Below are 13,962 nucleotides of genomic sequence, written 5' to 3'. Positions count from 1 at the left end.
GTGCTGGAACATCCATGCCACCCACCGCGCCATTGAAGGCCCAGAAGTTTCCTGTCTCCATCATGTCGCGCATCGAAGACATCCGACCACCCATCATGGCACCGCGCATGCCGCCCATGGCCCCCCCTTCCATCAGCAATGCGATGTCCCTTGCCGATCCCAAATCGGGCATGGCATGGGCATTCGGCGGCAGGGGTTGAGGCGTTCCGCGCCGCGCGCTTGTACCGTCGCCTGTCACCTCGAAGGCCACTTGAGAAAAGCTTTCATCACGGCTCAATTGCACGATATGGCCCGCGCTACCTACCTCTGCGGTCACGTCGACGATCAGGTCCACCCGTTGTGCCGACGAGAGCAGGAATGGGCCTTCCACAGGTTGCGGTGTGGCCAGCGGCATCCCGTCCATGGCCACAATCCAGCCTTCGAGCCCCTCCAGCGCGAGTTGGAAAATCCGGGCGTTCGATGCATTGATCAGCCGCAGGCGCAGTCGCTCATGCCGTTTCACATGCTTCGCGAGATTGTAGACGCCGTTCGTTGTTATGTAGTTTCCAAGGCGCCCGGCATGGCTAAGGTCATGCATCGCACCAAAAGTATCCGCGATCTGGGCAGTCTCTGGATCGATGCGCCAATCGTCGAGGATCAGGACCTCTTCATGGTCGATATCGATCGGCTCCGGCTCTTCGACGATCAGCGCACCCTGAAGACCACGTGCGACCTGCTCGAACGAGCGGTTGTGCGCGTGATACCAATAAGTGCCCGCGTCGGGGACAACGAAATCATAGTCAAAGCTGTCCCCGGGGCGAATGGCGTCCTGCGTCAGACCCGCCACCCCATCCATCGCATTGTCGATGCGGATCCCGTGCCAATGGGTCGATGTCGGATCGGGTAACTCATTGACAATACGTCTCTGTACCCGCGCGCCTTGCGTAACCCGGATTTCAGGGCCCGGCGCGATACCATCGAACCCCCAGATCTGTGTTTTTCCGTAGTCATCAGGCAAAAGCTGTATATCTGCGATCCGGGCTGTCACCGCGCGCATGTCTGTCTGCGCGAGCAGTGAATTCGGCATGCACACCAAACCGGCAGCACTCATGCGAAGGAAGTCGCGTTTTGAAAGTTTCATGATGGCACCGTTAGGATTGAGGTGAAAACAGCCGTGGCAAGCAAGATGACACCGATACAAACCCATTCGAGAGAAATCGATCTTGCAAGGTGCGGCCCAGCTTTGGGATCACCGCTCTGCAAAGCGGGCACAAGCCGTGTTTTGTTGATGGCGGCAAGGGCCAGAAGCAGCGTCACGACGGCAATCTTTGCCAGAAGTGTCAAACCATAGCCAGTGCCGAGGAGCGCGGAAAACGATCCCACCAGTCGCCACGTCATCACCACGCCAGCAAGCAGCAGCAGCGGGACCGCAACAGATGCGACCTGGCCAAAGCGATGTCCAAGCACGGCAGCAACTCGCAATGTGTCCGCAGACCCCGAAAGCTTTTGGAGCGGAAGAAGGACGCCGATCCAGAAGGCGGCAACGATCAGATGACCGAACAAGACGGTCTGAAACCACAGACGATCTTCGCTGGCGACATGACCGATCTCGCAAAAACTCCAGATTGCCAAGAAACTGCCCAAGAGCGCCACCCAGAGCCACCGCCCCCCGATTACCACGCCGGTCAGGAGAGCCCCCAAGCCCAGAAGCCGCAACAGCAAAGCGTCTCCGGGCGGGGTTTCCCAGAGCAACGCAAGGATCGTCAGATCCGTCATGCCCGAAGCCTCATCCATGAGCACTGCGCCCCGCACGGCAAAACCGAGCAATGACATCGCAGCCGCCAGAAGAGCAAAGAAGACGGCCCAGGCACGCAAGAAACGGTCGAGCCCAGCCAACTGCTCGTGAAAGACTTGGCGACTCAGTATCAGCCCGGCACTCGTGAGGATGCCGAGATAGAGCAAAAACTTTGTGGCAATCGCAGCCTGACCCCAGATATCCGGCACCACTCACTTCACTTCAAATGAGAAGACACCGTTCATGGGGTGTCCATCAACACCAAGTCCGCGCCATTCGATTTGATACATGCCCGACCCCATTGGCGTCAGAGGAAGTGTGAACTCTTTGACAAAGCCGGATTGATTGCCGAGGTCGAGAGCCTCGGTGTGCGCCTCTGCATGGGTCATTTCGACTTTCGTCAGTCGCATCCCATCGTTGAAGCGCAATCCAATCGTCTCGGGTACGGCGTCAAGAATGGCCCCGTTTGCAGGCGTCATGCTTTCCTTTTCCGAGTGGGCGAGTGCTTGCGCGCTGGTCAGCGCCAAAAAAATTGTCAGTACGACTCTGTACATCACGGATCGTCCTTCGTCGGTTATTCGGGTTAGTTTATACCATTTGCACGTTGCAACTCACGCACATAGGCCACGATCATCTTCACATCACCATCCGTGACACCTTCGACCGGCGGCATGTTTCCAAAGCGCCAATGATGCGCACGAACACCATTCTTGGCCGCCAGAAGGAAGGCGGCATCCCCATGGTGGCTGGGTTCGTAGATCTTGTGCACCAGAGGAGGCGCCACACCGTCCTGCCCGGCGGCATTTGTGCCGTGGCAGGCCGCACATTTCGCCTCGTAGGCCAATTTGCCGATCTCCGCATTCGCGGACAGCGTTTGCGGTAGAATGACGTCGACCATGGGACTGTAGGTGCGAGACGCGTCATCCTCGCTCGTTGCCACGTCATTATCGGTTGGTCCTGTCCACCAGAAGCCAATGGCAAGAACCACCGCAAGGGCGATGGAAATGATCACGTAACGCCCCATCAGATCAACTTGACCTGCGTTCCGACCGGTGTCCGATTGTAAACCTCAATGATATGTTCGTTGTAGAGGCCGATGCAGCCGCTGGAGGAACGACGACCAATTTTGCGCGTATCGTGTGTTCCGTGAATGCGATAGTATTGCCATGTCAGGTGCAGCGACCGCACCCCGAGCGGATTGTCCGGACCCGGCGGCATGTAGGCTGGCAAGGATGGATCGCGTTCGCGCATAGATGGCGTGGGCGTCCAATCCGGCTCGGGATCTTTGAAGACGATCTCAGTATAGCCTCGCCGCGTCAGCTCATCCGTCATTGGAACAGATGTCGGATAGAGAAACATTTCACCATCAGCGGTCCACTGCTGAAGCGCCCGGGAATTGGTATCCGCAATAATGATGCCTTTGCCCAGACGATCGAAGTGGTCTTGCCAATCGTGGGTTCTGAAGCTTGAAGCGTTACGCCGTACCGGTGCGCGTGTTTCGGCGCGCAGCACCGAAGGCGCGAACAGGAGCGTCGCACCGATGCCGCCGATCAGCTGACGACGTGACCGAAAGGGTCGATTTCTTGCCTGCATGGCTCTGCCTCGTCTCCATGTCGAACGCCTTGTTTTCTATCGAAGATCAGCAAGCGGCGAAACGCAGGGAGAGCCAGAATTTTGTAAGGTTATGTATCAACCCACCGGTTGGACGGCGAGCCTAGGCCTTTTTGATCGGGGCCGAAAATCCGGTTTCGGCCCGCGTCTCGGGATGCTCGTACGAGGATGTCAACGCGGCTTGATCCGCAGTCACGGGCAATACAATCTTTGCACAGAGCCCACCCTCCGCGCGGTTCGACAGAGTGATCGTGCCGCCGTGTTGCAGAACGATGCTGCGAGCGATTGAAAGGCCCAGCCCATGGCCACCGGTTTCTAGGGAGCGCGATCCCTCAAGGCGCAGGAAGGGCTGAAACACATCGCCTAAGCGGTCGTCAGGGATCCCGGGTCCATCGTCTTCGACCAAAATCTCGACGCTGCCGTCAGAAATGCGCCAGGATAGCGTCGGGTTGCACCCGTATCGCCCCGCATTGTCGATGAGATTGCGCAAGGCACGGCGCAGCGCCTTGGGCTTGATCTGCACCATTGCCTCGGGTCCTCGGCGTACGTCCAACGCAGTGTGGGTCGCGTCCCGAATGTCGATCAGAAACGTGCCAATCTCAATTGGCTGCAGGGCTTCGTCCTGACCCACACCGCGTGCATAGGCCAGTGTGGCCTCAACCATATCCTGCATCTCGTCGAGAGAGGCCGTGATGCCGGTCTTGGTCTCCGCATCCTCCACCATCTCGGCATGAACCCTGAGCGCGGTGAGTGGCGATCTCAAGTCGTGGGCCAGGGCGGCCAGCATCTGCGTCCTGTCCGTTACAAAGCGGGCCAAGCGCGTTTGCATGTCATTGAAAGCCGTTGTCAGGTTCCGCACTTCATTTGGGCCAACCGGCGTGAGGGGGCCCTGCCCGCCACCACGCCCGAATTCCTCGGCGGCAGCGGCGAGATCATTCAGGGGCCGCGTCAGGCGCGTGAGCAGAAACCAGAAGATCGCCAGCAGCAACACGGCAGCCGTCAGCACAAAAGACAGCGTGGAAGCCCAGGACCATTGTATCGGCGGCCGCTCGAACCGGGTGGCGACGTTCAACCATTGGCCCCCGGCTATGGCGATTGAGACCTCCATCTCGAGCGCCGCCAGAGTTCCCTGCATCATCTCGGCATGCATTTCCGCCATTTCCGGCGAAAGGTTCGGCAACGGCAACAGCCCCTGTTCAATCTCGTGCACTTCGACCCGGATATCGCGGGTGTAGCCATCGTTCAAAAGCGCTCGAATGCGCGCTTCGATCGCTCCGTTCTCATCATGATGGGAGTGCGTCACAGCAGGGGTGTCGCCGAGATCGAAGCGTACAAGGGGCGAGTTTGCCGCCGCTACGATATCCTCATGCAACGTCGGCGGTGCCTCCTCGATCAGACGGGCGACGTTTGCCGCGCGTCCGGCTGCCTCGCTGCCGATGGCCGCTTGCACGGCAAGCGACCGTTCATCGACGAAAAGCCAGAGCCCCACGACCTGCGCAACGAAGAGGACCACCACCACCAAAAAGGCGATCTGTGAGCGGAACCCCATCTGCATCAGGCCTCGATCTCCACATCACAGCTCAGACAATACCCGCCATTGCGGACCGTCGATATGATCCGAGGGCGAAGCACATCGGGTTCGATTTTCCGGCGCAGGCGCGAAACCTGATTGTCGATGGTACGATCAAATGGTCCGGCGACACGGCCGGCGCTCAACTCCAGAAGTTCATCCCGACCGATCACCGCCCGAGGACGCTCCAGCAAGACCGTCAGCAGCTTGGCTTCCGCTGTGGTCAGTGCATTGACCGTGCCATCGGGGCAAATGACATGACTGGCGTCGTGATCAAAAGTGATCCCGGCAAACACGGCTCGCTTGCCTGCAAATGTTCCGCCATGGGGCGCGTATCCGTCTCCCGCGCGACGCAGGATCGCATTGATCCGGGCCAGAAGCTCGCGCGGATTGAAGGGCTTGGCCAGATAGTCATCTGCGCCGGTGTCGAGCCCTTTGATCCGAGCGTCATCGTCGCCGAGCGCCGTCAGCATGAGGATCGGGGTATGCTGCTGCTCTCGGCGCAACCGTGCGCAGGCCGCGAGCCCGTCTTCTCCCGGCATCATGATATCGAGTACGATCAGATCGAATTTGCCCTCGCCCAATCGTTCATCCATCTCACCCGCGCTTTTGGCTCCCGTCGCGCGCAGCCCATTTTTCTCCAGGTAGCGCGTCACCGAGTGCCGGATCTCTGCATGATCATCGACGACCAGGATATGCGCCGATGACGCCATCAGCGATCAGTCTCCGCAAATCGGCCCGTCTGGCCGTTCGGCCGTCTGTTCCATAGATCAATCTCCATAACACGCAGAATAGATTGTTCTTTCGGGAAAGACCCGCACTTCGTTTGTCGCAATATGTATCAATAGACCTGACATGTCTTGACCCTCCAGCTGCTGGAAGCCCCATCTGACGCGTCATGACCGGCGTAAGACCAGACATATCGGGGCAACATCCCTCCCACTCAGCGCATCGGACCATGGCGGCACCCGCTTGGATCGGATTTGCGCTTTTTGTGGTCACAATGCCCGCCCACCTCCTCCTGGAACAGGCAGACTCGCTTGCCTTGGCAGCGGTCACACTGGCCCTGATCGGCGGGGCCTATATCGGGTTCGGTGCCGCCGATGGCCGTCGCTCCGTGTTCTGGTCTGAGCTGGCGGTTGCTCTCGTCTTTGGGGCGGCGGCCGTAGCGGGTCTCCTTTGGCATTGGGCAGCCTTGCCTCTGGGTCTCGCGCTCCATGCGCTGTGGGATCTTGCCCATCACAATGCGGTCCGCCTTGCCCGGGTCCCACGCTGGTACATCCCGTTTTGCGTCGTCTTTGATCTAATGGCGGCAGCCTTTCTTGTGCTGCTTTATACAAGGTAGGCCATGGTGCGTGTCGTTGTTCTCGTCCTTCTGGGGCTGGTGCTCCTCGTTTTGGCGCGTCCGAACCTGGTGGGCCTCGACATCGATCTGCCGGAGCGCGATGACCTGCGGCGCTGGATCGATGCTGCTGGTTTTCTTGGCCCGGTTCTGGTCGTGGCGCTTATGACGTTGGCAATCGTGGCCAGCCCCCTGCCCTCGGCGCCGATCGCGCTCGCGGCTGGGGCCGCCTACGGTCACACCTTCGGGACCCTGCTCGTCGTGCTCGGCGCAGAAATTGGCGCGCTTGCCGCTTTTTTGCTCGCGCGCGGGCTGGGGCGCCCTTTTGTGGAACGCCATATCGGCGAGACGATCGGACGTGGACTTCTGGGATCACAGAATACTCTGACACTTCTGGTGTTCGGTAGCCGGCTGCTGCCATTCCTGTCTTTCGACATGGTCAGCTACGCCGCAGGGTTGAGCGTCCTGCATCTCTGGCGGTTTGCCCTAGCGACGCTCGCAGGGGTCGTTCCGGCAAGCTTCTTGCTCGCTCATCTCGGCAGCGAGGCCATGAATGGCGACGTGCAAACCGCCACCTGGACGGCCCTTGCGCTCGGCGGGTTCACTGCGCTGTCCGCCCTATTTGCGGTCTGGCGCGGCACCCACACTGCAAAAAAGGAAATCTGATATGGCCGCTCATGGACACGCAGGACATATGCCGTCTTCTGGCAAGGCTCTGGTTATATCTGCCTGGTTGACCGGCATATACTTCCTGATCGAACTTGCAGTTGGGCTCTGGATTGGATCAATCGCGGTTCTGTCGGATGCGTTTCACACGTTGTCGGCCGTAGGCGGTGTGCTTGTCGCCATCATCGCGCAACGGATCGCGCGCCGCCCGGCGGATATGGCGCGCAGTTACGGGTGGTATCGCGCCGAGATCATTGGCGCGCTCGTGAACGGCGGCTTTCTTCTCGGCATGGCGCTTCTGGTAATCTGGATGGGGGCGATGCGGCTCGGAAGTCCGATCCATCTGCCGACGGGACCGATGCTTTGGGTGGCCTTCGGCGGCTTGGTCACCGAGGTGATCTCGCTCGGTCTCATGTGGAAATCCAGCCAGGATGATCTGAACGCCCGCGGGGCCCTCTGGCACATCATCCAGACCTTCGTCGGCAGCCTGTTGATCATCGTGACCGCGCTTGTCATCGAGTTCACCGCCTTTCTGGCGATCGATCCGATCCTTGGTATGGCCTTTGGGGTCGTGCTCCTCTGGGCCTCGGTTGGAGTAATCCGCGAGGCGGTGCATATTCTGTTGGAAGGAACACCTGAGGACACTGATCTCGAGGCCGTGACCGCCGATCTTCGCGCGCAGGACGGCGTTCTTGATGTTCACCATGTCCACGCTTGGACCCTGACCAGTGGCAAGCATGCCTTCTCGGCCCATCTGCGTCACGCAGTCCCTGCCGATGCCGCGCGCATCCTTGAGACCGCATATACGCACCTGACCGAGCATCACCGGTTTCACATGGTGACCCTTCAGCTTGAAACGGATTGCCTCGACGAGCGCCATGCACAGGACCTGGACGTCACGTCGTCGACGGGGCGGGAGGCGCCGCTACATACACCACCAGCGCATCGCGATCACCTCGACAGTGCCGCTCCAGATGCTGGTCACGACCATAATTAAGAAGGAAACGATACATGAAACGACGTAGCTTTTTGTTGACCGGTGCTGCCGCGACCCTCGCGCTTCCGGCGATGGCCGATGCCGGACCCATCGTAAAGGTTGTCAAAACCCCGACCTGCGGATGCTGCACCGCCTGGGTCGATCATGTGAGGCAGGCCGGGTTTCAAATCGAGGCCCAGGATGTCGACCAAGACACCCTTTACGCGCTGAAAGACAGGCTCCAGATCGCCCCGGAGCTGGCCGGGTGCCACACCGCAGTGGTGGGCGATTTTTTCATTGAGGGCCATGTGCCGGCTGAAGACATCGCCCGGCTTCTCTCGGAGCAACCGACGGCGCGTGGGCTGACTGTGCCCGGTATGCCGATGAGTTCCCCTGGCATGGGCGGTCCCGGCGCCGGGGACACCTTCGATACGCTGCTTGTCGGGCTCGATGGCGCGACATCGGTCTTTGCCAGTCACAGCTAGGCCAATCGGTAGGTGCCGCGGGAGGGGTTGTTGACCCGACCCGCATCGACAAGCGCCCGCAGCGCACGGTAGGTCGCCTCATGCGTCAGCTGGAGGCGTGCGGCAAAGTCGACGACGGTGCCATCCAGAAGACCCGCAACGATCCCCGCCATCACCCGATCCTCGGCGCGTCGGATGCCGACAATTTCCATGATCTGCCGGTGCGCCTGAACCTGTTGGGCCGCCTGGCGCCCATAGGCCCGCGCGAAGTCCGGGTTTCCAAAAGCGGCGAGAACCGCGGATTTATCGATCCGGACCAACTCACCTGCATCCATCACGATGGCATCGCAATGATAGCGCTCCGAAAAGACCGAGGCTTCGGCAAAGCTGGTCCCGGATGCCGCCCGGTGAATGATGAGGCGCTCGCCATTCGGACCAACCCGCTCGAGATGCACACGCCCGGTTATTAGCACATAGAGGCCCAGGGTCCTTGCACCCTGTCGAAAGAGCACGTCGCCAGCCGCAATTGTTTGCGACTGACGCGCAGTTGTTGGGAGAAGGTCGTAGGGCTCTGGCAGCATATGATTGAAATCATATTCCAGAGCAGGCCTGCGTGCTACGAAAAACGGGTATCGTGCCGTTCAAAAGGATCCCCCCATGCGCCTTGTTGCTCTCCTGCTTGCCCTGTCATTGTCTGGACCCGTCGCGGCCCAGCACAGCCATTCCGCGACCGGGCATGCGATGCCGGGTCCGCAGGAAACCGGGCAATCTGCCTTTGCCGCCATGGCCGAGATCGTAGCGCTCCTGCGCGCCGATCCCGACACCGATTGGGCAAATGTCGATATCGCGGCTCTCAGGCGACATCTCGTGGACATGGAGCTTTTGACGATGGAGGCCGAGGTTACCCGCAGTGTGCGGCCCGCCGGTCTCCGGTTCGAAATCCGGGGGGCACCGCGCGTCCTCGAAGCCATTCGCACCATGGTGCCTGCCCATGCGCCGTTCCTGGCTGCCGAGACGGGTTGGGAGGTCACGACAGAGGAACTCGGGGATGGTGTTGCCCTCGTCGTCGATGGCGATATCGACCAGATACAAGGTCTTGGATTCTTCGGACTGATGACCATCGGCGCGCATCACCAAGAGCATCATCTGATGATGGCAAAAGGTGCACCGCCCCATCACTGAATCGATGATCGGCCACAGTTTTTCTGCGACAGCCCCTGGTTGGCAGACAAAACGTTACAAAACCCGCGTTGACCTTCCGGCGCAGGAAGGTTGCACAGTCGATATGATATGGATGCGTCTGATGACACTCAACGCAGGGATTTGCTGTATTTTGCCACTGCTGGCGCGGGCCTGGTCGCCTCCGGTGCGGCGCTCTGGCCGCTGATCAATCAGATGAACCCTTCGGCGGATGTGCGCGCCCTGGCGACGATTTCGGTGGATATTTCCGGGCTCGCGGAAGGCACGCAACTGACCGTCAATTGGCGCGGGAAGCCCGTCTTCATCCGCCACCGAACGCAAGCTGAGATGGCCCAGGCGCGTGAAGAGGCGGTCTCTGCCTTGCCAGACACCGATGCGCGCAATCCCAATCTTCCCGGCGAGGCCACAGCCCTGGATGAGAACCGCGCCATTCCGGGCCATGACGCCTATCTCGTGATGATCGGTGTCTGCACGCATTTGGGATGTGTCCCGCTAGGCGATGGTGCAGGTGATTTCGGGGGATGGTTCTGTCCGTGCCACGGGTCGCATTACGATACCGCGGGGCGTATCCGCAAAGGGCCCGCGCCGGAGAACTTGCATATCCCGCCGTTGTCTCTTTCGGAAGACTTGGTCCTGACCCTTGGATAGAAGTCGCCAACAATATTTCATTTGGCAATTTGTTCCGCCAAAACGACGAAGACTACGTCGAGCTTCTGACCATCGAACCATAATGGCTGCTTAACTCCATCACGCCACTCATAAACTAGGCCAACTATTTCTCCCGATTGAGCGTCAACGATACGGTCGGTCGCACGAGCTTCATCCCCATCATCTTCAAGCATGCCATTTCCCAAATCAAAAGACTGGCCTCGGAAACCTCGCCAATGGTTATGCGATGCAGCACGGCCGGTCGTTGTTGTATTTTGATGGTCTTGTGGGTCGTCTGAACAGGCGAGTTATGGCCATTCAAACGCGTGTGGCATCTCACTATGGAGGTGGTCACAAGCGTAAAATCTCATGTCAGTGCCTCCAGTTTTCGCGCTGTGCGCCACGGAATAGTCACGCATGCGTATCGCTGTCGTTCGAAAACTCATAATTACAATCTCGACGTATACGTGACCATACATCTTTGCCCAAGACCCTCCAGTCTCGGGAATCTGAGCGAGATCATGCTCAAGCAGATTTGGCATTTCCGTTAGCGGTAAGTTTTGCTTGCCATTCCAGCCGATGCTGTATCAATATTATAATATTGTATCACACTGTGGATAAGCCATGCCGAATATGATCGCAAGCGCACGCATTGCCACGCTGGCAGGATTATTGACCCTCGGGCCTGGGCTCCAGCCGGTGGCTGCACAAAGCTACCAAATCGATTGTGCGATCCTCCTGTGTCTTTCGGGCGGTTGGCCGGCCTCGACACCTTGCGCGCGTGCCCGTGCCGAGTTCATCCGGCGCATCACGCCCTGGCCCATTGAGCCGCCCCTTCAGATTTGGCGGTGTCCGATGGGTGCAAGCCTTCAGTCTTTTGGCGCGAAAGAGCCCCTGCCCTTTCTCCTCGAGGCACTCGCACCTGACCTACCCCAGAGACAACAATCTGTCCCACAGAGCTCGGTTTCATTGACGTGGCCTTTGGAACTACCCGCCATTCACCGGCGAGGTGGTACTTCTGTTGAGCCGCTCCCCGATGATTTTGCTCTCACGCTGGCTCATTCGGCTCAAAGCGCTGACATCGACATCAGCGGTCCTGAGTTCAACTTCGTGCGTTCCATTCGTGTGTACAACGTCACTTACGCAAGCCAACGCGAAAGCGGACGTGATGGGGATTGCAATCGCTTCTTCTCGATGCGGATTGGCACCTACGGCACCCAAGGCGACTTCAACTGGTCTCGCGGCTCCAGTCCAAGCCAGTTGCCGGAGGCCCACGTGGGACTCGAGCGGTATGGGGACCATTGTCCGGGTATATTCCACCGGTCGGTCTTCGTGGACTGGCGTGATTACGAAGGAAACTATGGCTTTGAGCAGGTGAACTACTGACGCCTCTTGTGGCCAACCGCATAGCGTACCGCAATATCTTGAAAAATTCGGTACATCAGGAACACAAAACTCGGTATAACGGGAACAAGAGAGATTCGGTACTTCAGGAACAATCGTGTCAGAAAAACAGGTAGACCTCTTCTTGGACCAGCTCGCTGACGCCCCGGTCAAAGACGAGCGTGCCCTGATGGAGTTCCCGTTTTTCTCCCTTCAGAAGCGCCCGCGGATGACCCCCTTCGTCTTTGACGACGGCACGGTGAAGATCGAGATTCAGCCAGGGCACAAGGGAATCGCCACGATCTGGGACAAGGATATCCTGATCTATCTCACATCACTTGTGAACGAGAGGATCGAACACGGGCAGTTCGACGCGGATGCCCCGGTCAGCGTGCAGGATCGTACGATCAAGTTCTCCGCCTACGACTTCCTGAAGGTGACGGGCCGCAGTTCCGGTAAGCGCGCCTATGAGCTCTTTCTCGACGCGCTGGATCGGCTGCGCTCCACCAACATCCTGACGAACATCACCGCCGGCGACGAACGCGAGCGGCGCGGTTTCGGCTGGATCGAGGACTGGCGCGTGATCGAACGCACCAATCGCAACGGTCAGCGCGTCATGGGGGCTGTTGAGGTCACGATGAACCGCTGGATGTTCAACGCCATCGTCAAGGATCGCCGGGTCCTGACAATCAATCGGGATTACTTCCGCCTTTCAAAAGGTCTTGAGCGGCGCCTTTACGAGCTGGCCCGCAAGCATGTCGGCCGTCAGCCGGAATGGTATATCGGGATCAAGCGCCTGGCCGAGAAATGCGGGTCGATCGATACCGAGCGCAAGTTCAAGTTCCGGATCAACGAAATCTGCGAAGCCGGCACCATTCCCGATTACCATGTCGAGATCGTGGATCCTGCCGAAGTGTCAACCCCGTTCAAAACGAAGGGAAAACAGGCACTTGTGCGATTTCAGCCGAAATTTGACGACCTCGCTGTTCCCGATGTACCGAATCTGTCGGACCTGACCGTCTCGCACTCCGTTCTGACCGAGATCAAGCATGCGAACCCGGAATACGACATCCAGTATATACTCGATGCCTGGCGGGAATGGGCTGCACGAAAGGACGATCCCGTGAAAAGCGCCAACGCCGCCTTCCGCGCCTTCGCCAAGAAGTACATCGAAGCAAACCCGATCTGGTGACTCGGTACATTGGGAACATACTTTCGGTACATCAGGAACATCCGACTCGGTACAACAGGAACACATCCTCGGTATATCGGGAACGTATGTTCGGTACATCAGGAACGCCAAACGACACCAGAAGACTGATTTCCTTGAGTCTTTTCAGTGCCCTAACCACATAACAAACCTAACCAAATTTCTAACAGAAATAACCAGAGCGGGAGAGACCTCTGACGACAGCTGCTTAGGACTCCCCTCGCAAATGCTAAGAAGCAGGTGCCTGACGCGACCGTTGGTGCCCAAACACCCATACTTTGATGCAAGTTGGCTTGTTTGCCCGTCTTTAGACCATTGGCGGGACCCAAGCCCGTCATGTTCCAGACCACACAACATGTTCCCGATATACCGAATCGCCTTGTTTCCAAGGCTGACACACAGAATGCGTGAACTTTTCCTGGTCCCCTTGGGGTTCGCGCGAGCGCGATACGCCGCTGCGGGGACGTTGCTTTAGAACCCGCTGGGTTCTCGCGCAGGCAACCCAAATAGACAGGACCCGTGTCCTCGCGCCCCAGGCGCTGCGGGCCGCGCCACGTCCCATCGATTGGGGTGTGCCTTTGCTCACTCCGGCACTTCGCCAGTGGGTCAGGTTTTAGAGACGACGCCCCTCAGGGGCTGCTCTCAAAACCAGATACCAAGGAGCAAGCCGATGTGTGCCACACCTGAGACCCCCACACCCGAAGCCATCAAGATCGCAGAGCAGAACGACCGCTTCCGGACAACATGGGGCGCGGACTTCACCGTGCCCGGTCAGATCGTGATGACGCGCGGTGTGGCCGACCTCTCGCCCGAAACCAAGGCGATCATCATGCAGCGGGTGCAAGGCTTCGACAGTTTCACCGAGGACAACGATCCTTACGGCGACCATAGTTTCGGGGCCTTCGATATCGAGATGGCGGGCGACAGCCATCGCATCTTCTGGAAGATCGATCTCTACGACACCGACTACGCCATGGGCAGCGATGATCCGGCCAACCTCACTGTGACCCGCCGCGTCCTGACGATCCTTCACGCCTCCGAATACTGAGCCGCCTGACCCGTCCTCGGAGCAGGCCCCAACATCCCCAGGAAAGGAGGTGATCCACCTCGTTTGACAC

Annotated in this window: 18 protein-coding genes; 9 read left to right on the top strand and 9 right to left on the bottom strand. The window is 58.9% G+C overall.

Annotated features, from left to right (window positions below; translation table 11 throughout):
- The 7 genes from ACP15N_RS18420 to ACP15N_RS18390 all read right to left on the bottom strand — a co-directional run.
- Nucleotides 1–1,090 (bottom strand): multicopper oxidase family protein (locus tag ACP15N_RS18420; protein WP_425093781.1); only part of this gene is annotated, 1,090 nt, incomplete at its 3' end.
- A 26-nt stretch (nt 1,091–1,116) separates the two neighbouring features.
- Complete coding sequence (locus ACP15N_RS18415) at nt 1,117–1,983, bottom strand: copper resistance D family protein (RefSeq protein ID WP_424968453.1); 867 nt, start codon at nt 1,981–1,983, stop codon at nt 1,117–1,119.
- A gap of 3 nt (nt 1,984–1,986) precedes the next feature.
- The gene (locus ACP15N_RS18410; RefSeq protein ID WP_424968451.1) at nt 1,987–2,328 is read right to left on the bottom strand and encodes a copper resistance CopC family protein; all 342 of its coding nucleotides are present in this window, start codon (nt 2,326–2,328) and stop codon (nt 1,987–1,989) included.
- Between the two features lie 29 nt (nt 2,329–2,357).
- On the bottom strand, nt 2,358–2,672 hold the full coding sequence (locus tag ACP15N_RS18405) for a c-type cytochrome (protein ID WP_424968465.1): 315 nt from the start codon (nt 2,670–2,672) through the stop codon (nt 2,358–2,360).
- A gap of 125 nt (nt 2,673–2,797) precedes the next feature.
- The gene (locus tag ACP15N_RS18400; RefSeq protein ID WP_424968450.1) at nt 2,798–3,367 is read right to left on the bottom strand and encodes a L,D-transpeptidase; all 570 of its coding nucleotides are present in this window, start codon (nt 3,365–3,367) and stop codon (nt 2,798–2,800) included.
- A 121-nt stretch (nt 3,368–3,488) separates the two neighbouring features.
- Nucleotides 3,489–4,940 carry an ATP-binding protein gene (locus ACP15N_RS18395; protein WP_425093739.1) on the bottom strand — a complete coding sequence of 484 codons (1,452 nt, stop codon included), beginning with the start codon at nt 4,938–4,940 and terminating at the stop codon, nt 3,489–3,491.
- A complete protein-coding gene (locus tag ACP15N_RS18390; RefSeq protein WP_424968447.1) occupies nt 4,940–5,668 on the bottom strand; it encodes a response regulator in 729 nt (242 codons plus the stop codon). Before ACP15N_RS18390 ends, ACP15N_RS18395 begins: the two co-directional genes overlap by 1 nt.
- Before the next feature lie 245 nt (nt 5,669–5,913).
- Between ACP15N_RS18390 and ACP15N_RS18385 the strand changes: the two genes are divergently transcribed.
- Genes ACP15N_RS18385 through ACP15N_RS18370 form a run of 4 tightly spaced genes read left to right on the top strand, consistent with a single transcriptional unit; the run spans nt 5,914 to nt 8,424 of the window.
- The gene (locus ACP15N_RS18385; RefSeq protein ID WP_425093738.1) at nt 5,914–6,300 is read left to right on the top strand and encodes a DUF6010 family protein; all 387 of its coding nucleotides are present in this window, start codon (nt 5,914–5,916) and stop codon (nt 6,298–6,300) included.
- 3 nt (nt 6,301–6,303) lie between these two features.
- Complete coding sequence (locus ACP15N_RS18380; protein WP_425093780.1) at nt 6,304–6,963, top strand: TVP38/TMEM64 family protein; 660 nt, start codon at nt 6,304–6,306, stop codon at nt 6,961–6,963.
- 1 nt (nt 6,964) lies between these two features.
- The gene (locus tag ACP15N_RS18375; RefSeq protein ID WP_424968444.1) at nt 6,965–7,960 is read left to right on the top strand and encodes a cation diffusion facilitator family transporter; all 996 of its coding nucleotides are present in this window, start codon (nt 6,965–6,967) and stop codon (nt 7,958–7,960) included.
- A 14-nt stretch (nt 7,961–7,974) separates the two neighbouring features.
- Nucleotides 7,975–8,424, top strand: coding sequence for a DUF411 domain-containing protein (locus ACP15N_RS18370; RefSeq protein ID WP_424968443.1), 450 nt, complete (start codon nt 7,975–7,977; stop codon nt 8,422–8,424).
- Here the strand turns inward: ACP15N_RS18370 and ACP15N_RS18365 are convergent.
- Nucleotides 8,421–8,984, bottom strand: coding sequence for a Crp/Fnr family transcriptional regulator (locus tag ACP15N_RS18365; RefSeq protein WP_424968442.1), 564 nt, complete (start codon nt 8,982–8,984; stop codon nt 8,421–8,423). The two genes, ACP15N_RS18370 and ACP15N_RS18365, sit on opposite strands and share 4 nt — an antisense overlap.
- 76 nt (nt 8,985–9,060) lie before the next feature.
- Here ACP15N_RS18365 and ACP15N_RS18360 point away from each other — a divergent pair, with 76 nt between their 5' ends.
- Both ACP15N_RS18360 and petA read left to right on the top strand, forming a co-directional pair.
- Nucleotides 9,061–9,585, top strand: coding sequence for a hypothetical protein (locus ACP15N_RS18360; protein WP_424968441.1), 525 nt, complete (start codon nt 9,061–9,063; stop codon nt 9,583–9,585).
- A gap of 108 nt (nt 9,586–9,693) precedes the next feature.
- Nucleotides 9,694–10,251, top strand: a complete 558-nt coding sequence (gene petA, locus ACP15N_RS18355) for a ubiquinol-cytochrome c reductase iron-sulfur subunit (RefSeq protein ID WP_425093778.1) — start codon at nt 9,694–9,696, stop codon at nt 10,249–10,251.
- A gap of 17 nt (nt 10,252–10,268) precedes the next feature.
- Here the strand turns inward: petA and ACP15N_RS18350 are convergent, their stop codons facing one another.
- On the bottom strand, nt 10,269–10,445 hold the full coding sequence (locus tag ACP15N_RS18350) for a hypothetical protein (RefSeq protein WP_424968439.1): 177 nt from the start codon (nt 10,443–10,445) through the stop codon (nt 10,269–10,271).
- A gap of 430 nt (nt 10,446–10,875) precedes the next feature.
- On the opposite strand from ACP15N_RS18350, the gene ACP15N_RS18345 reads away from it, so the two are divergent.
- From ACP15N_RS18345 to ACP15N_RS18335, 3 genes are all read left to right on the top strand, one after another.
- Entirely contained in the window at nt 10,876–11,637 is a 762-nt protein-coding gene (locus ACP15N_RS18345; protein WP_424968438.1) for a hypothetical protein, read from the top strand.
- A 142-nt stretch (nt 11,638–11,779) separates the two neighbouring features.
- The gene (locus tag ACP15N_RS18340; RefSeq protein WP_424968437.1) at nt 11,780–12,826 is read left to right on the top strand and encodes a replication initiator protein A; all 1,047 of its coding nucleotides are present in this window, start codon (nt 11,780–11,782) and stop codon (nt 12,824–12,826) included.
- 688 nt (nt 12,827–13,514) lie between these two features.
- Nucleotides 13,515–13,892 (top strand): DUF3768 domain-containing protein, encoded by a 378-nt coding sequence (locus ACP15N_RS18335; RefSeq protein WP_424968436.1) that lies wholly within the window; start codon nt 13,515–13,517, stop codon nt 13,890–13,892.
- The last annotated feature ends 70 nt before the right edge of the window (nt 13,893–13,962 follow it).

The organism is Tropicimonas sp. S265A (assembly GCF_049800835.1).
Classification (GTDB): Bacteria; Pseudomonadota; Alphaproteobacteria; order Rhodobacterales; family Rhodobacteraceae; genus Dinoroseobacter.
Note: the sequence above shows the minus strand (reverse complement) of the source record. Positions and strands in the feature narration are given on the sequence as shown.